General features: G+C 71.8%; 19 protein-coding genes. 3 read left to right on the forward strand and 16 right to left on the reverse strand.

Features of this window, described 5'->3' with window-relative positions:
* The first annotated feature begins 24 nt into the window (after positions 1 to 24).
* Entirely contained in the window at positions 25 to 552 is a 528-nt protein-coding gene (mobB, locus tag ACT541_RS10220; RefSeq protein ID WP_476136499.1) for a molybdopterin-guanine dinucleotide biosynthesis protein B, read from the forward strand.
* 186 nt (positions 553 to 738) lie between these two features.
* Here the strand turns inward: mobB and ACT541_RS10225 are convergent, their stop codons facing one another.
* The 4 genes from ACT541_RS10225 to ACT541_RS10240 are packed head-to-tail and all read right to left on the reverse strand — an operon-like array spanning position 739 to position 4,355.
* Positions 739 to 1,461: an ABC transporter ATP-binding protein gene (locus ACT541_RS10225; protein ID WP_476136501.1), complete on the reverse strand. Its 723-nt coding sequence runs from the start codon at positions 1,459 to 1,461 to the stop codon at positions 739 to 741.
* Between the two features lies 1 nt (position 1,462).
* Complete coding sequence (locus ACT541_RS10230; protein WP_476136503.1) at positions 1,463 to 2,599, reverse strand: ABC transporter permease; 1,137 nt, start codon at positions 2,597 to 2,599, stop codon at positions 1,463 to 1,465.
* Complete coding sequence (locus tag ACT541_RS10235; RefSeq protein WP_476136506.1) at positions 2,596 to 3,765, reverse strand: efflux RND transporter periplasmic adaptor subunit; 1,170 nt, start codon at positions 3,763 to 3,765, stop codon at positions 2,596 to 2,598. Before ACT541_RS10235 ends, ACT541_RS10230 begins: the two co-directional genes overlap by 4 nt.
* Positions 3,762 to 4,355: a TetR/AcrR family transcriptional regulator gene (locus tag ACT541_RS10240; protein ID WP_476136508.1), complete on the reverse strand. Its 594-nt coding sequence runs from the start codon at positions 4,353 to 4,355 to the stop codon at positions 3,762 to 3,764. The genes ACT541_RS10235 and ACT541_RS10240 overlap by 4 nt, the downstream gene beginning before the upstream one ends.
* A gap of 596 nt (positions 4,356 to 4,951) precedes the next feature.
* On the opposite strand from ACT541_RS10240, the gene ACT541_RS10245 reads away from it, so the two are divergent.
* Both ACT541_RS10245 and ACT541_RS10250 read left to right on the forward strand, forming a co-directional pair.
* Positions 4,952 to 5,521: a sigma-70 family RNA polymerase sigma factor gene (locus ACT541_RS10245; RefSeq protein WP_476136510.1), complete on the forward strand. Its 570-nt coding sequence runs from the start codon at positions 4,952 to 4,954 to the stop codon at positions 5,519 to 5,521.
* Positions 5,518 to 6,186 carry a ChrR family anti-sigma-E factor gene (locus ACT541_RS10250; RefSeq protein ID WP_476136512.1) on the forward strand — a complete coding sequence of 223 codons (669 nt, stop codon included), beginning with the start codon at positions 5,518 to 5,520 and terminating at the stop codon, positions 6,184 to 6,186. The genes ACT541_RS10245 and ACT541_RS10250 overlap by 4 nt, the downstream gene beginning before the upstream one ends.
* 69 nt (positions 6,187 to 6,255) lie before the next feature.
* On the opposite strand, the gene ACT541_RS10255 is transcribed toward ACT541_RS10250, so the two are convergent.
* The 12 genes from ACT541_RS10255 to phnG all read right to left on the reverse strand — a co-directional run bounded on the left by ACT541_RS10255 (position 6,256) and on the right by phnG (position 16,333).
* Positions 6,256 to 7,053: a DUF1365 domain-containing protein gene (locus ACT541_RS10255; RefSeq protein WP_476136515.1), complete on the reverse strand. Its 798-nt coding sequence runs from the start codon at positions 7,051 to 7,053 to the stop codon at positions 6,256 to 6,258.
* Complete coding sequence (locus ACT541_RS10260; protein WP_476136517.1) at positions 7,050 to 8,405, reverse strand: NAD(P)/FAD-dependent oxidoreductase; 1,356 nt, start codon at positions 8,403 to 8,405, stop codon at positions 7,050 to 7,052. Before ACT541_RS10260 ends, ACT541_RS10255 begins: the two co-directional genes overlap by 4 nt.
* 117 nt (positions 8,406 to 8,522) lie before the next feature.
* The gene (locus tag ACT541_RS10265; RefSeq protein ID WP_476136519.1) at positions 8,523 to 9,218 is read right to left on the reverse strand and encodes a DUF1045 domain-containing protein; all 696 of its coding nucleotides are present in this window, start codon (positions 9,216 to 9,218) and stop codon (positions 8,523 to 8,525) included.
* A 16-nt stretch (positions 9,219 to 9,234) separates the two neighbouring features.
* Positions 9,235 to 9,834: a phosphonate metabolism protein/1,5-bisphosphokinase (PRPP-forming) PhnN gene (gene phnN / locus ACT541_RS10270; protein WP_476136521.1), complete on the reverse strand. Its 600-nt coding sequence runs from the start codon at positions 9,832 to 9,834 to the stop codon at positions 9,235 to 9,237.
* Entirely contained in the window at positions 9,834 to 11,021 is a 1,188-nt protein-coding gene (locus tag ACT541_RS10275; protein WP_476136523.1) for an alpha-D-ribose 1-methylphosphonate 5-triphosphate diphosphatase, read from the reverse strand. The genes phnN and ACT541_RS10275 overlap by 1 nt, the downstream gene beginning before the upstream one ends.
* Positions 11,018 to 11,662 carry a DapH/DapD/GlmU-related protein gene (locus tag ACT541_RS10280; RefSeq protein WP_476136525.1) on the reverse strand — a complete coding sequence of 215 codons (645 nt, stop codon included), beginning with the start codon at positions 11,660 to 11,662 and terminating at the stop codon, positions 11,018 to 11,020. The genes ACT541_RS10275 and ACT541_RS10280 overlap by 4 nt, the downstream gene beginning before the upstream one ends.
* A complete protein-coding gene (gene phnL / locus ACT541_RS10285) occupies positions 11,659 to 12,375 on the reverse strand; it encodes a phosphonate C-P lyase system protein PhnL (RefSeq protein WP_476136527.1) in 717 nt (238 codons plus the stop codon). Before phnL ends, ACT541_RS10280 begins: the two co-directional genes overlap by 4 nt.
* 8 nt (positions 12,376 to 12,383) lie before the next feature.
* On the reverse strand, positions 12,384 to 13,160 hold the full coding sequence (gene phnK / locus ACT541_RS10290) for a phosphonate C-P lyase system protein PhnK (RefSeq protein WP_476136529.1): 777 nt from the start codon (positions 13,158 to 13,160) through the stop codon (positions 12,384 to 12,386).
* Positions 13,157 to 14,053: an alpha-D-ribose 1-methylphosphonate 5-phosphate C-P-lyase PhnJ gene (locus tag ACT541_RS10295; protein WP_476136531.1), complete on the reverse strand. Its 897-nt coding sequence runs from the start codon at positions 14,051 to 14,053 to the stop codon at positions 13,157 to 13,159. Before ACT541_RS10295 ends, phnK begins: the two co-directional genes overlap by 4 nt.
* A complete protein-coding gene (locus ACT541_RS10300) occupies positions 14,050 to 15,207 on the reverse strand; it encodes a carbon-phosphorus lyase complex subunit (protein ID WP_476136533.1) in 1,158 nt (385 codons plus the stop codon). The genes ACT541_RS10295 and ACT541_RS10300 overlap by 4 nt, the downstream gene beginning before the upstream one ends.
* Positions 15,207 to 15,839, reverse strand: coding sequence for a phosphonate C-P lyase system protein PhnH (gene phnH, locus ACT541_RS10305; protein WP_476136535.1), 633 nt, complete (start codon positions 15,837 to 15,839; stop codon positions 15,207 to 15,209). The genes ACT541_RS10300 and phnH overlap by 1 nt, the downstream gene beginning before the upstream one ends.
* On the reverse strand, positions 15,836 to 16,333 hold the full coding sequence (gene phnG, locus ACT541_RS10310; protein ID WP_476136537.1) for a phosphonate C-P lyase system protein PhnG: 498 nt from the start codon (positions 16,331 to 16,333) through the stop codon (positions 15,836 to 15,838). Before phnG ends, phnH begins: the two co-directional genes overlap by 4 nt.
* Between the last annotated feature and the right edge of the window lie 106 nt (positions 16,334 to 16,439).

The following is a 16,439-nucleotide window of genomic DNA, read 5'->3' on the forward strand; positions in this document are numbered from 1 at the left end:
CGGTCCTTCTCCCGGAGACCGGTCATGAAGATCTTCGCGCTCGTCGGACGCAGCGGTTCGGGCAAGACCACGCTGATGGAACGTCTCCTGCCGCATGTCCGCGCCCATGGGCTGACGGTCTCGACCGTCAAACACGCCCACCACGGCTTCGACATCGACAAGCCCGGCAAGGACTCCTGGCGTCACCGCGAGGCGGGGGCGGAGGAGGTGCTGCTGATCTCGGGCGGTCGCTGGGCGCTGCTGCACGAGGTGCGCGACGAGGCCGAGCCGGTGCTCGAAGATCTGCTCTCCCGCCTCGCGCCGGTCGACGTCGTGCTGGTCGAGGGGTTCCATTCGCACGGTCTGCCGTCGATCGAGGTCCATCGCCCGAGCGAGGGCCATGCGCTGATGTGGACGCCGGGATCGTCGATCGTGGCGGTCGCCTCCGACGAGCCGCTGACGGGCGTCGGCGTGCCCTGCCTCGATCTCGATCGTCCCGAGGCGATCGCCGCCTTCATCCTCGACCGTCTCGCCGCGACCGATCCGGCCGAGAAGCTCCGCGCCGCCGAGTGATACGGGACTTCCGATTTCGCGACCGTCTCCCTCCCGTTCGGCTTCACCCTGAGGTGCCCGGCTGAAGGCCGGGCCTCGAAGGGCGAAGCCACGACGCGCCGTGCCTCTCGGCCCTTCGCCCTTCGAGGCTCGCTTGCGCTCGCACCTCAGGATGAAGGGCCTCTGCCTCCGGCCCGATACCTCTCGTCAGCTCGCTTCCGCCCGCGGCGTCTCGGTGGTGACGATCCGCCCGTCGCGCAGCGCGAAGATGCGGTCGAAGCGATCCCAGATCTTCTCGTCGTGGGTGACGACGATGACGGTCGCCGACTGTTCGGTCGCCACTTTCCGCAGGAGATCCATGACGATGCCGGCGCGCTCGCCGTCGAGCGCGGCGGTCGGCTCGTCGGCGAGGATGATGCGCGGCCGGTTGGCGAGCGCCCGGGCGATGGCGACGCGTTGCGCCTCGCCGCCCGACAGCGACGACGGCGTCGCCGTCTTGCGATGGCCGACCTCGAGATAGTCGAGCAGCTCGTGCGCCCGCGCGAAGGCGGCGTCGGGCGCGACGCCCGCCATGTCGAGGACGAGGGCGACGTTCTCGGTCACGTCGAGGAACGGCAGCAGGTTGTGGAACTGGAAGATGAAGCCGATCTTCTCGAGCCTGAGCGAGCGCAGGTCGGGGCGGAGCCAACGGCCGTCCCAGACGGTCTCGCCGTCGAGCCGCATGGTGCCTGCCGAGGGCTCGACGATGCAGCCGACGAGGTTGAGCAGCGTCGTCTTGCCCGAGCCCGAGGGGCCGATGAGGCCGACCACCTCGCCGGGAAAGAGCGCGAGATCGACCGCCCTCAGCGCGTCGACGCGGGTCTCGCCCTCGCCGTAGTGCTTGGCGAGGCCGACGAGTTCGATCGAGGGACGGCGGGTGTCGTCGGTCATGTCAGCCTCCCAGCGCCTTGGCGGGATCGACCCGGAGGGCGAGGCGGACGCCGAGGCCGCTCGCCAGCAGACAGACCACCACGACCACCAGCGCCAATGCCGCGACGTCCTCCGGCTGCATCACGACGCGGCGGGGGAAGTTGTCCTTGACCGAGACGATCAGCGTCGCGCCGAGGGTGAAGCCGATGGTGCCGAGCGCCAGGGCCTGCTGCACGATCAGCCCGACGATGCGGCGATCGGGGGCTCCGATCAGCTTCAGCGTGGCGATCTCGCGGATCTTGTCCATGGTCATGGTGTAGATGATCAGGGCGATGATCACGGTGGAGACGGTGAGCAGCACGGTGGTGAAGAGGCCGATCTGCTGACGCGCCTTCTCGACCACCGAGCGGGTCAGGATGGTCTCCTGCTCGGCCTGCGTCATCGCCGCGAGGTGCTTCCAGCGTTTGGCGGCATCGACGACGCTCTCGGCCGGAACGTTCGCCGAGATCCGGGCGACGACGGCGTTGATCGTGTCGGGCGTGCCGGTCGCGGTGGTGCCGCGGGCGGCCTCGCGACGGGCGGGCGCGGGCGCGAGGCGGAACTGCAGCTCCTGGGAATCGCGCAGCGTCATCCACACCACCGGGTCGCCGCCCGAGGCGACGGCGCCGCGCGTCGTGCCGACGACCGTGAAGGTGTCGTTGCCGAGCACGATGCGTTCGCCGAGGACGAGCCCGGTCTTGGCGTCGGCGACGAGTTCGAAGCGGCTGCGGGCGATGTCGCGACCCGAAACGATTTCGGGCGGGCCGCCGAGGCGGCCGAGCTCGTAGCCGACGACCTGCAGGCGGAGCTTGCGCGCGCCGTGGGTCGCCTCGAGCGCCTGGAAGGAGAGGGCGCCGGTCTCGGTGACGCCGGCGAGGCGGGCGATGCTCTCGCGGGTGTCGCCGGGGATGCGCGAGCCCTCGGCGAAGGGGCCGCGGGTGCCGGTCTCCACCACCCAGACGTCGGCGCCGGGCGCGCGCACCAGCGCCAGCGCGTCGGCGACCAGTCCGCGATAGATGCCGATCATCGACAGAACCACGCCGAGCAGCAGGCCGAGGCCGAGGGCCGTCACCAGGAAGCGGCCGAGGTGATGGCGGATGTCGCGGACGGCGAGGTTCATGGCCGCTTCTCCGTCGGCTCGGCGACGGTGGCGCGGCGGCCGGCGCGGAAGGCGGTCGCATCGCCGGAGACGACGGGAAGCGCGCCGTCGGCGAGCCCGCCGACGATCTCGACGCGGCCGTCGAGGAGGCGTGCGCCGATCGTCATGCGGGTCTCGGCGAGGCGGCCGTCGGCGACGGTCCAGCCGATCGCTTCGGCCGGGCCGACCATGCGCAGCGCGGTCTGCGGCACGAGGAGGGCGTTGGCGAGGCGGCGGGTCGTCACCTCGACCTCGGCCTGCTCGCCGAGGTGGAAGTCGGCCGGGCAGGTCTCGCAGGCGACGAAGACGCGGCGTTCCTCGCCGACGCGGTCGTTCTCGAGGCCGACGCGGGCGACGCGGCCGCGGAAGGTCTCGCCGGGGCGCGAGCGCAGGCGCACGTCGGCCGGCTGGCCCTCGACCAGATCGCCGGCGCGGGCCTCGTCGACGAAGGCCTGGATCCAGACGGACGAAGGATCGACCAGACTGAACAGCGCCTCGCCCGGGTTCATCACCGAGCCGAGTTCGCGCAGGCGGGTGGTCACCACGCCGTCGAAGGGGGCGACGAGGCGCAGCCGTTCGAGCAGCACGCCGTCGAGCGTCTCCTGGGCGCGGGCGGCGGTGAGATTGACGCGGGCGACGTCGACGTCGCGCAGGGCGACGCCGCCGTCGGCCTCGGCGATGCGGGCGTCGAGTTCGGCGGTCTCGGCGGCTTCGACCGAGACGGTCTGGCGTTCGACCAGCGACCTGCGGCGCTCGTCGACGCGGCGCTTCTGTAGGGCGACGACGCGGCTGCGCTGGGCGAGCGCCTCGGCCTTGGCGAGCGCGGCTTCCGCCGCGGCGACCCCGGCGCGCGACTTCTCCAGCCGGGCGCGGGCCTCGCCGTCCTCGATGCGGGCGAGGAGCGCACCGGCCTTGACCCGGTCGCCGTGGTCGGCGCCGAGCGCGACGAGCTGACCGGCGGTCTCGAAGCCGAGCCGGGTGGCGATGCGGGCCTCCTGGCTGCCGAGGCCGAAGACGCGCACCGCGACGTCGGTCTCGACCCGGGCGACGGTGACCTCGACCGGGCGCATCACGACGTAGACGCGGGCGGCGATCGCCACGGCGACGACGACGGCGGCGATGCGGAGGGATTTCGGGATCTTCTTCATGGCGCGTTGCCTTCGCGGTCGAGGAGGCCGGCGAGTTGGATGTCGAGGAGGCGTGTGGTCTCGCCGACGAGGTCGAAGGCGCGGCCGGCGAGCGACCAGCGCAGGGCCGAGCTCTGGACCAGCCCGAGAACCAGCAGCGCGCCGTCGGCCGGGGCGACGCGGGCGCCAGGGCCCGCGGCGGCGAAGGCGGCGGCGAGGCGCTTGGCCAGATCCGCCATCAGGCCGCGGAAGGCGGCGGCGAGGGCGGGGTTGCCGACCCGGAGTTCGTGCGAGAAGACGATCGCCAGGATCGACGGTTCGGCGGCGACGACGTCGGCCTGGGCGGCGATCAGCCGGCGGATGCGGTCGGCGGGTCCCTCGGCGGTGGCCTCCGCCGCGTCCCAGGCCCAGCGCATGCGGGCGGCGACGACCTCGGCGACGCCGATCCACAGCGCGTCGCGATTGGCGAAATGGCGAAAGACCGCCGGCTGGGTGATGCCGACCGCGTCGGCCACCGCCTGGATGGTGAGGCGATCCGGCCCGACCTCGATCGACAGCCGCAACACCGCCTCGACGATCTCGGCGCGCCGGACATCCGACGATTTCCGCATCGGTCGCTTCCCTTGGTTAGTTATTGCGTACTAACTAACATGGGGCGGGAAGCGCGGCAAGCGAGGGGAAGGACGGATGGGGGAGCGGGCAGGGGGAGTGGGGGGAAGGGTTCGGAGGGTTGAGGTGGAGATCACCCGCCGCCGCCTTGTAACTTCCCCTCACCGCGATCGGCTAAGCTGACCGGCGCGGTGGCGATTGGGAGACCGTACCCGCCTGGGTCGCTCGAGACCGTGTGTGAGATCGGCGCGTCCCTTCTTCCGCGAGAAGACCTCCGTGCAGTTCGGTGGAGCCGTGGTCGACGCCGTGCGCGATGCTTCGAGACGGCGCCCTCCGGGCGCCTCCTCGGCATGAGGCGTTTGTTTTCGCGGGGAAGTCCTTCAGAGCCTCGTCCCGAGGAGCGCCGCAGGCGCGTCTCGAAGGATCGCGCCGGGCCTCGATCCACACCTCTTCGAAGAGGATCGATCTTCGCGACGATCTTCGCCGCCCGGGTGATCCGTCCCGCATCCCCCTTCGTATCTTGTTTCGGAACACGAAGAAGCGGTAGGGAAGGATGGCGATCATCACGGCTCTGCGGCGGGGAGGGCACTCGAGCGACATGTCTCCGGGAACCCGCCTCGCGGACATCGATCCGGACGGCCCCGAAGCCTCGATCCTCGCGGTCGCGGCGCATCGGGATCGCGCGGCCTTCGCGCGGCTCCACGCCCAGTTCGCGCCCCGGCTCCTCGCCTTCCTGTCGCGCGGCGGCATCATCGATGCCGAGGCGGTCGTCCAGGAGACGATGCTCGCCGTCTGGCGCAAGGCCGAGCTCTTCGATCCGACCCAGGCGAGTGCCGCGACCTGGATCTTCTCCATCGCCCGCAACCAGCGCATCGACGCGCTGCGGCGGGCCGGTCGGGCGACCTTCGTCGACGTCGCCGACCACGACGAGATCGACGACAGCCCCGACGGGGAAGCTGTGGTGCTGGCCGGCGAGCGCGAGGCCCGCGTTCGTGCGGCGCTGGCGGCGCTGCCCCCCGATCAGGCGGACGTGGTGCGCATGACCTATTTCACCGACAAGCCGCAGGTCGAGATCGCCCGCGATCTCGGCATTCCGCTCGGTACCGTGAAATCGCGGCTGCGTCTGGCGGCGAACCGCCTGCGCGCCCTGCTGGAGGCCGATCGATGAGCCCCCGCCATCACCCTTTCGACGCCACGCTGATGGCCCATGCCGCGGGAACGCTGGCGGCCGGACCGCGGCTGGTCGTCGACATCCATCTCGACGCCTGCCCGCACTGCCGCGCGGCGGTCCGCGCCTTCGAGGCGGTCGGCGGCGCCCTGCTCGAGGCGATCGAGCCGGCGCCGATGGCGGCGGGCGCGCTCGACGCGCTCTTCGCCCGGATCAATGCCGAGGACGCCGCGGGCGTCGCCGTCGCCTCGGTCGAGACGCCGCCGGAACCCGTCGCCCCGGCGACGCCGGACGGCATCGTCCTGCCGGCGCGGCTCGCCGCCCATCGGGTCGGCCGCTGGCGGCGGATCGGCTCGGCGCTCGCCTTCGCGCGGGTCGAGATCGACGGCGACGCCGACGCCAACGTCATCCTGCTGCGCATCCCCGCCGCCGGCGGCGCGCCGCGCCACGGCCACACCGGCCGCGAGTTCACGCAGGTGCTGGTCGGCGGCTTCTCCGACGGTCGCGACGCCTACGGGCCGGGCGATCTGGTGGAGGCCGACGAGCACATCGACCACCGGCCGCAGGTCGACGCCGACGGTGAATGCATCTGCATCGCCGCCGTCGAGGGCCGCCTGCGCATCCACGGCATCGGCCGCCTGCTGCAGCCCTTCGTGGGGCTGTGAGGCAGGGCGAGGCGGACGAGAAAAGGGGGCCGATCGGCCCCCTTCTTCATGTCGTCCTCTTCGTCGGCCTCACTCGGCCGGCTTGATCCGCGGCTCGGGCGACACGGCCGTCACCGCCTGCTCCGGCACCGGCGGGCGGGGGCGGAGGCGCAGGCCCTTCAGCCAGAGTTTCAACGCCTCCCAATGGATGGCGCCGACGACGCCCAGCGCCTGGAACGGCGTGGTCAGAGCGATGCGCAGGAAGGCGGCGTCGCTCGCCTCGACGCGGCGGGCGAGATGGCGGGCGGAGAACATCGGGCCTTCGGCGTCGGAGACCTCGATCACCAGCGCAAAGGTCTCGCCGGGCGGGCTCACGCGGAAGCGGTAGGCGAGATCCATGTCCATGAAGGGCGAGACGTAGAAGCCTTTGTCGCAGGACTGGCGGATCTCGCCGTCGGTGCCCGCCTCGACCGGGATCAGGTAGCCGTGGCGCTCGCCGAAGGTGTTGTCGACCTCCCACAGGATCGCCGCGATCGTTCCGTCGCGGCGGTGGCAGAAGAAGACCGACAGCGGATTGAAGGCACGGCCGAGGATGCGCGGCATGGTGAAGAGGCGGATCGGCCCGCCGTCCGGTTCGATCCCGGCGGCGTGCATCTCCGCCTCGATCGTCTCGCGCAAGTGCCCCGAGCCGTCGCCGCGGTCGGTCGGACGAAACGACACGAGGTTCGCCCGGCCGGCCGAGAAGAAGCGGAAGCGGCGATCGAGCGCGTCGAGTTCGTCGAGATCGATCAGCATCGACCAGATGCGCGAGGCGAGGCGATGCTCGCGCGGACGCGTGCGGTGGTGGGTGACGTGGCCGCGATAGAGGCCGGAGGCGAGCGCGGTCATTCCGCCGCCTCCGCATGCGGGTGAGGCGCCGGGCGGGGCAGGCGATGGATGCGGCCGTCGGCGTCGGCGACGCGCCAGGGGCGGATGACGTCTCCCGCCTCCTCCGCCGCGGCGAGGCCCGCCTGAAGGCCGTCCTCGTGGAAGCCGGCGCCGAAATGGGCGCCGCAGAACCAGGTGTCGCGCTGCCCCTGCAACGACCAGATCTCCTTCTGCGCCCGGAAGGTTCCGACGTCGAACAGCGGATGATCGTAGGCGATCTCGGCATGGACGGTGTCGCGGCGCGGTTCGCGCAGCGGGTTCAGCGTCACGAAGAGATCGGGCGTCTCGTCTCCGAGCGGCTGGAGGCGGTTCATCCAGTAGGTCACCGACAGGCGGCGGTCGTGGCCGCGGCCGTCGGAGAGATAGTTCCAGCTCGCCCAGGCGCGGCGGCGGCGCGGCATCAGGTCGGTGTCGCCGTGCAGCACCGCGGTGTTGCGCGAGTAGCGGAAGGCCGAGAGGATGCGCCGTTCCTCGGCCGACGGGTCGGCGAGCAGCGCCAGCGCGCGGTCGGCGTGGGTGGCGATCACCACGCGGTCGTAGCGCCGCGCGGTGCCCGAGGCATCGACGATCTCGACGCCGGCCGGGTCCCGGCGGATCGAGACGACCGGGCTCGCGACGCGGATCCTGTCGGCGAAGGGGGCGGCGAGGCGGGCGACGTAGTTGCGGCTGCCGCCGACGACGGTGCGCCAGACCGGGCGGCCGGTGACCCTCAGGAGGCCGTGGTTCTCGCAGAAGCGGACGAAGGCGGCGACCGGATAGTGGCCGACCTCCATCGCCGGGGTCGACCAGATGGCGGCGGCCATCGGGTAGAGGTGATCCTCGCGGAAGGCGGCGCCGTAGCCGCGGGCGTCCAGCCAGTCGTCGAGGCTCTCCTCGCCCATGGTCGCGAGCGCCGCCGGGGCCTCGCGATAGAAGCGCAGGAGATCGCGCATCATCGACCAGAAACGCGGTCGCGCGATGTTCGACGGCTGGGCGAGGAGGCCGGCGAGGTCGGTGCCGGCATATTCCAACCGACCCCGATCGAGCGACACGGCGAAGCTCATGTCGGTCGCCGTGGTCTCGACGCCGAGGTGGTCGAAGAGGGCGGTGAGGTTCGGGTAGCAGGGCTCGTTGTAGACGATGAAGCCGGTGTCGACGGCGACGCGGCGGCCGGCGATCTCGACCTCGACGGTGTTGGAATGACCGCCGATGCGAGAATCCGCCTCGAAGACCTCGACGTCGTGGGCGCGGGAGAGCAGCCAGGCGGCCGAGAGGCCGGAAATCCCGGTGCCGATCACGGCGATGCGGCGGCGGTGGCGGGTGGTTTCGGTCATCGCGCGGGTCTCCCACGGCGCGGCGGAGACGCGGCGCCTTCGGAAGGTCTACGCACGGAACGCGCGCGCGGATCGCCCGAGGGGGACGGGAGCGTGAAAAATATCGGATGGGCCGCCTCAGGCGCCGGCGAAGCGGCAGCGTTCGACGAGGCGGAAGGGGGCGGTGCGGTCGTCCTGGCGGAAGATGGCGACGGCATCGACGCGGATCGTCCGGGCGGCGGCGCCGACCAGGGTCGCGAGTGCGGCGCGGATCGGCTCGCGGCGCTCTTCCGGCAGCGGGCCGGTCAACGTCATGTGGAAGCGGAAGTCCTCGAAGACCCAGGGATAGCCCCAGCGATCGACCGAGGCGACGTGACGCGGTTCGGTGAGACCGGCGACGCGGCGGGTGCGTTCAGCCTCCGAGAGGCGCGCGCGGAAGGGCTCGAACAGCACGACGCAGTCGCCCGCCAGCCGGTCGAGCGCGGTCGAGCGGGCGCTCGGCACGATGGCGGTGAAGGCCTTCACCGTCGCGACCTCGAGGCCGGGCACGTCGAAGGGCCGGCTGGTCGCGGCGAAGCTGCGGGCGGCGTCGACGAGACCCGCCTCGGTGGTGCCGTCGGCGAGTTCGAACGGCGCCTTGAGCGTGGCGTGGAAGCCGTAGCGGCGCGGTTCGGCGGTCAGCGCCTCCCAGTCGGCGGCGTCGCAGGGCGGCGCGTCGGGGAAGGGCAGGGTCTTCCCCGTCACCGCGTCGCGGCCGATCACGGCGGAGGCGAGCTGCCACAGGGCGGTGTCGGCCGCCGGGGCGAAATAGACGGCATGGCGCGGCTTCGTCACGGGGAGTTCTCCGGCGTCAGGCGAGCGCGATGGTGCGCAGGAAGGCATCGACCGCCGAGCGCAGATCGCCGCCGTTGTCGATGGCGACGTCGGGCGGCGGCAGATCCTCGACCTCGAAGCGGCGGGCGAGACGGTCGCCGCTCGCCGCGTCGCTGCCGCGACCGCGCGCGGCGATGCGGCCGGCGAGCACCTCGGCCGGGGCCGAGACCTCGACCACGGTGACGTCGGGCCAGCGGTCGCGGGCCTCGCGGATGACGGTCCGCGAGACGTTGACCACCACGGTACGCCCCTCGGCGAGGTCGGAGACGATGCGGGCCGGGATGCCGTAGCGGTGGCCGTGCGCCTCCCAGGCGAGGGCGAAGCCGCCGAGATCGGCGATCGCGGCGAACTCCGAAGCGCCGGCGGCGATGTTGTCCTCCGCCGCGCTCGCCGGCCGGGTGACGACCCGGCGCGGGAAGGCGTAGCGGGGATCGTCGCCGAGCCGCTCGCGGGCGGCGGCGATCAGCGTGTCCTTGCCTGCCCCCGACGGGCCGACCACCAGCACCAGCCGGCCGGGCAGCACCTCGGTGGTGGTCTCGGCGGGCCGATCGCGGCGATGGGTCGACGGTTCCTGCATCACGACACCCTGCGGCCGAGACGGAAGACCTCCCGTACCACGGGATGGCCGTCGAGGAGACGGACGCGGACGAGATCGCCGCGTTTTCCGCAGGCGATTTCGCCGCGGTCGGTCATGCCGGTCGCTTCCGCCGGGTTCTTCGACACGGTGCGGATGGCACCGGCGAGGCCGCCGATCGCCGCCACGTCGGCGAGGCCGAAGGCGCCCTCGATCAGGCTGACGGGGACGTAGTCCGACGACAGGATGTCGAGATGGCCGGCTTCCGCCAGCGCGATCGCCGAGACGTTGCCGGAATGCGAGCCGCCGCGCACCACGTTGGGCGCGCCCATCAGCACGGCGAGGCCGGCGGCGTGCGAGGCGGCGGCCGCCTCGAGCGTGGTCGGGAACTCGGCGACCTGGACGCGGTCGGCGACCGATTCCTCGACGTGTGCGACCGTGGTGTCGTCGTGGCTCGCCAGCGCCACGCCGCGTTCGTGGCCGATGTCGACCAGGGCGCGGCGATGGACGACGCCGTAGCGCTCGTGCAGGCGGACGCGCTCGGCGAAGAAGGCGTCGAGCTCTTCCTCGCTCATGCCCTTCTTCTTGCCGCGGTAGTAGTCGCGCAGCTTCTCGGCGTCGCGGAACTGGCGCTGGCCGGGCGTGTGGTCCATCAGCGACAGGAGACGGACGTCGAAGCGGCCGAGATACTCGCGCGCCTGATCGAGCACATCGGCGGCGCAGATCTCGCAGCGCAGATGGGTGTGGTGATCGACCCGCAGCAGGCCGGTCGCCTTGGCCTTCTCGATCGCATCGCCGAGTTCGAAGAGGCGGGCGCCGAGCATCGAGCTGTCGCCGTCGGAACCGGCGCGCAGGCTGTCGAAGACGGTGGTGATGCCGGCCGCGGCGATCTGGGCGTCGTAGGAGAAGACCGCCGAGAAGGGCTCCCAGAACACCTTCGGCCGCGGCGAATAGTGCGGCTCGATGTGGTCGGTGTGGAGTTCGACCAGACCGGGGACGAGGATGTCGTCGCCCCAGTCCTCGGCCTCGTCGAGGATGCGATCCTCCTCGATGGCGACGATCACGCCGTTCTCGACCACGACGGTGCCGGGGACGACCCGGTCGGCGAGGACGATCGAACGGGAGGCGACGGCGAGCGAGCCGACCGGCTCGGCGACGGCGGAAGCGGTCACGGGTTCGACGATGGTCATGGCGTCTCGTGCTTTTCCAGGAAGGCTTCGATCGAAAGGTCGCGGAAGTCGGATACCGCCTGCTCGAGACGGTCGTGTGACCAGTCCCACCAGGCGAGCCGAGCCATCCGCTCCGCGAGGTCCGGCGCCATGCGGCGACGGATTTCCTTGGCCGGCACGCCGCCGACGATGGTGTAGGGGGCGACGTCCTTCGCCACCACCGCGCCGGCGGCGATCACCGCGCCGTCGCCGACGGTGACGCCGGCGAGAACGGTGACGCCGTGGCCGATCCACACGTCGTTGCCGATGCGGGTGCGCGCGGCGCGGCGGTCGGCGAAGAAGGCGTGATCGCGGATCTCCGCCGGGAAATAGTATTCCGGCGTGTAGGACAGGCGATGGATGGTCGCCCGGTCGAGTGGGTGGTTCGGCGGGCCGATGCGGCAGTCGGCGGCGATCGCGGTGAATCGGCCGATGTCGGCATCGGCGACCGCCGAGCGCTGCATCACGTAGGACCAGTCGCCGATCGTCGCGTATTCGACGTGGACGTGGTCGCCGAGCTCGACGAAGCGGCCGACGGTCGTCTCGCGCAGGCGGACGTCGGTGCCGAAGAGGCCGGCCTCCGGAATCTTGCCGTGGGCGGCCTTGGAGACGGGGGCGTTCATGCGGCGGCCCTCCGTTCGGCGAAGGCGGCGACGTCGACGATGCGGGTCGCCACCCGATCGCGCACGTCGGCGTCGTGGAAGATGCCGAGAAGCGCGGTTCCCGCCGCCTTGCGCGCCTCGATCAGCTCGACCACGGCGGCGCGGTTCTCGGCGTCGAGCGAGGCGGTCGGCTCGTCGAGGAGGAGAAGCCCCGCATCGGCGACGAGGCCGCGGGCGATGTTGACGCGCTGCTGCTCGCCGCCCGAGAAGGTCGCCGGCGGCAGCAGCCACAGGCGCTCGGGAACATTGAGCCGGCGAAGTAAGCTTTCCGCCCGCTCGCGCGCCTCCTCGGCCGAGTGACCGCGGACGAGGGCCGGTTCCATCACCACGTCGATGGTGGCGACGCGCGGGACGACGCGGAGGAACTGGCTGACCCAGGACATGGTCGAGCGGCGCAGCGCGATGACGTCGCGCGGCGCGGCGGTGGGGACGTCGATCGTGCCGTCGACGGTCGCGACGCGGATCGAGCCGCGGTCGACGCCGTAGTTGCCCCAGACCATCTTCAGGATCGACGACTTGCCGGCGCCCGAGGGGCCGCCGAGCACGACGCATTCGCCGGCATGGACGTCGAAGGCGACGTCGTCGACGACCGGAATCGTCAGGCCGCCGCGCAGATGCATGGTGAAGTGCTTGGCGACGTCGCGGACCGCGAGGATCGGATCGGTCTCAGTCATGGTCGGCCTCACGGTTGCAGGATCGAGGAGACGAGGAGCTGGGTGTAGGGCGCCTGCGGATCGTCGAGGACCCGGTCGGTCAGCCCTTCCTCGATCACCCGGCCGGCGCGCATCACCATGATGCGGTCGGAGAGGAGGCGGGCGACGGCGAGGTCGTGGGTGACGACGATCACCGCGAGCCCCATGTCGGCGACGAGGCGGCGGACGAGATCGAGCAGACGGGCCTGCACCGAGACGTCGAGGCCGCCGGTCGGCTCGTCCATGAAGACGAGGCGGGGGGCGGTGACGAGGTTGCGGGCGATCTGCAGGCGCTGGCGCATGCCGCCTGAATAGGCGGTCGGCTTCTCGTCGATGCGGGTCGGGTCGATCTCGACGCGGTCGAGCCAGTCCTCGGCCTTGGCGCGGATGTCGCCGTAGTGGCGGGCGCCGACCGCCATCAGCCGCTCGCCGACGTTGCCGCCGGCCGAGACGCCCATGCGCAGCCCCTGCGTCGCGTCCTGATGGACGAAGCCCCAGTCGGTGCGGAAGAGGTGGCGGCGTTCGGCCTCGGTGAGGGCACCGAGATCGCGGGTCTCGCCGTCGCGCATGCGATAGTGGACCTCGCCCGACGACGGCGTGAGCCGGCCGGAGAGCAGCGACAGCAGCGTCGACTTGCCGGAGCCGCTCTCGCCGACGATCGCCAGGACCTCGCCCTCGCGGATGTCGAAGGAGACGTCGCGGCATCCGAGCCGGTCGCCGTACCAACGGGTGAGGCCGCGGGCCTCGAGCAGGAAGGGAGCGGTCACGGGCGATCCTCCGGGGTTTCGACGGCGAGCATTTCGCCGACATGGCCGGCGGCGCGGCGGTCCTCGCAGTGGTCGGTGTCGGAGCAGACGAACATCCGCCCGCCGCGGTCGTCGATCACCACCTCGTCGAGGAAGCTGTCGGTCGCGCCGCAGAGCGCGCAGGGGGCGTCGAACTTGGTGCGTTCGAAGGGATGGTCGTCGAAGTCGAGGCTCTCGACCCGGGTGAAGGGCGGCAGCGCATAGACGCGCTTCTCACGGCCGGCGCCGAAGAGCTGCAGGGCCGGGCTCATGTGGAGCTTCGGGTTGTCGAACTTCGGGATCGGCGAGGGATCCATCACGTAGCGGCCCTCGACCTTGACCGGATAGGCATAGGTCTTGGCGATGTGGCCGTGGGTGGCGATGTCCTCGTAGAGTTTCACCTGCATCAGCCCGTAGTCGGCGAGCGCATGCATCACCCGCGTCTCGGTCTCGCGCGGCTCGAGGAAGCGCAGGGGTTCCGGGATCGGCACCTGGAAGACGAGGGTCTGACCGGCGACGAGCGGCTTTTCCGGGATGCGGTGACGGGTCTGGATCACCGTCGCCTCGGCGGTCCTGGTCGTCGTCGCGACGCCGGCGGTCTTCTCGAAGAAGGCGCGGATCGACACCGCATTGGTGGTGTCGTCGGCGCCCTGGTCGATGACCTTCAGGACATCGTCGGGGCCGAGGATGGCGGCGGTCACCTGGATACCGCCGGTGCCCCAGCCGTAGGGCATCGGCATGTCGCGCGAGGCGAAGGGGACCTGATGGCCGGGGATCGCCACCGCCTTCAAGAGCGCCCGGCGGATCATCCGCTTGGTCTGCTCGTCGAGGTAGGCGAAGTTGTAGCCCTGGACGGTACGGCTCGGCGCATTCATTGGGCGGCCTCCGCGAGTGCGATCTCATCGTCCGCCGCGTGGGCCGCGGCGCGTGCTTCGTGTTCGGCCCGCATCTGGCGGACCAGCGCCAGTTCGGCCTGGAAGTCGACGTAGTGCGGCAGCTTCAGATGCTCGACGAAGCCGGTCGCCTGGATGTTGTCGGCGTGGGAGAGGACGAATTCCTGATCCTGCGCCGGGGCGACGACCTCGCCGCCGAGCTCTTCGGTGCGCAGCGCCCGGTCGACCAGCGCCATCGCCAGCGCCTTGCGCTCCGACTGGCCGAAGACCAGGCCGTAGCCGCGGGTGAAGGTCGGGGCGACCGAGGCCGATCCGGCGAACTGGTTGATCATCTGGCACTCGGTGACGGCGATGCGGCCGAGCGGCACGGGGAAGCCGAGCTCCGGCACGTCGATCTCGACCTCGACGGCTCCGAATCTTATTTCGCCGGCGAAGGGATGGGTCGATCCGTAGCCGCGCTGGGTCGAATAACCGAGCGCCAGCAGGAAGCCCTCGTCGCCACGGGCGAGCTGTTGCAGGCGCACGTCGCGGGCGGCGGGCACCCGCAGCGGCGCGCGGGTGAGGTCGCCGACCGGGGCGTCGTCGGCACCCGCCGTCTCGTCCTCGACGAGGCCTTCGAGCGCGAGAAGCTCGGTGACGCGCGGAACGGCGCCGATCTCGGCTTCCGAAAACGTTTCGGACGGCGCCGGTTCGGCCCATTCGACCGAGTCGTCGATCGCTTCGGCTTCTCCGGCTTCGAGACCGAAGTCGATCAGGCGATGGGTGTAGTCGAAGGTCGGCCCGAGGATCTGGCCGCCGGGCAGGTCCTTGTAGGTCGCCGAGATGCGCCGTTCGATCGCCATGGCGGCGGTGTCGATCGGTCGCGAGGCGCCGAAACGCGGCAGCGTGGTGCGATAGGCGCGCACCAGGAAGGCGGCCTCGACCAGATCGCCGCGCGCCTGCTTGATGGCCAGCGCCGCGAGGCGGCGGTCGAAGAGCGAGCCCTCGTTCATCACCCGGTCGACGGCGAGCGCCAGCTGGTCGTCGATCTGGGCGGGGGCGATCTCGGCGACGTCGCGGGGGCCGCGACGGCGATCGGCGAGCAGCGCGTGGGCGCGGCGGATGGCGGCGGCGCCGCCCTTGACCGAAACATACATCAGCCGATCTCCTCGATCCGGGTGGTGCGGGGCAGGGCCATGACCGCGGTCGGGCCGGCCAGCACGAGGTCGATGCCGCGCGGGAAGAGCGCGCGATTGGCGGCGGCGCGGGCGGCGAGGTCGGCGGGGGCGCCGGCGATCGTCACCTCCCGCACCGTCTCGATGCCGGGGCCGGAGAGGCGCCAGCGGCGGGCGCCGGGCAGCGCCGCGTCGAAGCCCGCGACCTGGAGGATCGCGGTGGTCGAGTGCGACGGGTCGACGTCGGTGCCGACGGCGAAGGTCTCCCAACCGGGCGCGGCGCTCGCGTCGCCGATCACCGCGAAGTCGGCGGAACCGGCGTCTTCGGAGAGCGGCGCGCCGGTGTGGAAGGCGATCCAGGCGGCGGTGGCCTCGGTCGAGAGCGCCGCGTCGCGCCAGACCGTCGTCTCGAAGTCGGCGAGCGTCGCCACCACGGCGGCGGCGACCGGCGAGAGCGGCGCGGGGGCTTCGGTGATGCCGGCGACGGGGATCACCCGGCCGGGTTCGGCCATGGCGTCGAGGACGGCGCGGAAGACGTCGCGGGCATTGCGAACCGGATCGGCGAAGCCGGGGGCGAGCTGGGCTGCCGTGGTGCGGGGGGCGGGCGCGTTCATCGGTCTTCTCCGCGGACCATGGTGAAGAAGTCGACCCGGGTGCCGGCGACCGCCGCCGCGCGGGCGGTGTCTTCGGCCTCGAGCCGGGCGGCGAGCGGGGCGAGCACGCGGGCATCGAGCGTGGCGCGGGTGTCGCCGCCCTCCTGCCACAGCGCATCGAGGATGGCGGCGTCGCGCGCCGCCCGACCGTCGCGGCCGAGGCGGTGGGCGAAGCCGACGGTGCCCGACGGCAGGCGCACCGCGGCGCGGGCGACGGTCGCCTCGCCGAGGTTGAAGGCGGCGCCGGTGCCGCCCATGCGGCCGCGCAGCATGACGAGGCCGATCTCCGGGGCGCGGAGGTCGACGATTCCTTCCGGTGCCAGCGCGCGGACGGGGGCGAGGTCTTCGGCCTCGGCGCGGGCGGCGAGCGCCATGACGGCGCGGCGGGCGGCGTCGGCGGGGGCGATGTCGCGCCCGCGATCGGTCTCGGCGGTGGGCTGGTCCTGGGTGGCCATGGGTTGCCTCGTCGGTGGTCCGTGTCGAGTTGTCTATAGATCTAGATGTTTATACTTTTGTGACGGAACCGTGGTAAAGCCCTTTTCGTCGATCCGATGGAACGAC

The organism is Pinisolibacter sp. DMC100, assembly GCF_056313705.1.

Bases quoted from the DNA above. Each gene is read 5' to 3' on its own strand.
- mobB (WP_476136499.1), top strand. From the start codon at position 25: ATGAAGATCTTCGCGCTCGTCGGACGCAGCGGTTCGGGCAAGACCACG.
- ACT541_RS10225 (WP_476136501.1), bottom strand. From the start codon at position 1,461: ATGACCGACGACACCCGCCGTCCCTCGATCGAACTCGTCGGCCTCGCC.
- ACT541_RS10230 (WP_476136503.1), bottom strand. From the start codon at position 2,599: ATGAACCTCGCCGTCCGCGACATCCGCCATCACCTCGGCCGCTTCCTG.
- ACT541_RS10235 (WP_476136506.1), bottom strand. From the start codon at position 3,765: ATGAAGAAGATCCCGAAATCCCTCCGCATCGCCGCCGTCGTCGTCGCC.
- ACT541_RS10240 (WP_476136508.1), bottom strand. From the start codon at position 4,355: ATGCGGAAATCGTCGGATGTCCGGCGCGCCGAGATCGTCGAGGCGGTG.
- ACT541_RS10245 (WP_476136510.1), top strand. From the start codon at position 4,952: ATGTCTCCGGGAACCCGCCTCGCGGACATCGATCCGGACGGCCCCGAA.
- ACT541_RS10250 (WP_476136512.1), top strand. From the start codon at position 5,518: ATGAGCCCCCGCCATCACCCTTTCGACGCCACGCTGATGGCCCATGCC.
- ACT541_RS10255 (WP_476136515.1), bottom strand. From the start codon at position 7,053: ATGACCGCGCTCGCCTCCGGCCTCTATCGCGGCCACGTCACCCACCAC.
- ACT541_RS10260 (WP_476136517.1), bottom strand. From the start codon at position 8,405: ATGACCGAAACCACCCGCCACCGCCGCCGCATCGCCGTGATCGGCACC.
- phnN (WP_476136521.1), bottom strand. From the start codon at position 9,834: ATGCAGGAACCGTCGACCCATCGCCGCGATCGGCCCGCCGAGACCACC.
- ACT541_RS10275 (WP_476136523.1), bottom strand. From the start codon at position 11,021: ATGACCATCGTCGAACCCGTGACCGCTTCCGCCGTCGCCGAGCCGGTC.
- ACT541_RS10280 (WP_476136525.1), bottom strand. From the start codon at position 11,662: ATGAACGCCCCCGTCTCCAAGGCCGCCCACGGCAAGATTCCGGAGGCC.
- phnL (WP_476136527.1), bottom strand. From the start codon at position 12,375: ATGACTGAGACCGATCCGATCCTCGCGGTCCGCGACGTCGCCAAGCAC.
- ACT541_RS10295 (WP_476136531.1), bottom strand. From the start codon at position 14,053: ATGAATGCGCCGAGCCGTACCGTCCAGGGCTACAACTTCGCCTACCTC.
- ACT541_RS10300 (WP_476136533.1), bottom strand. From the start codon at position 15,207: ATGTATGTTTCGGTCAAGGGCGGCGCCGCCGCCATCCGCCGCGCCCAC.
- phnH (WP_476136535.1), bottom strand. From the start codon at position 15,839: ATGAACGCGCCCGCCCCCCGCACCACGGCAGCCCAGCTCGCCCCCGGC.
- phnG (WP_476136537.1), bottom strand. From the start codon at position 16,333: ATGGCCACCCAGGACCAGCCCACCGCCGAGACCGATCGCGGGCGCGAC.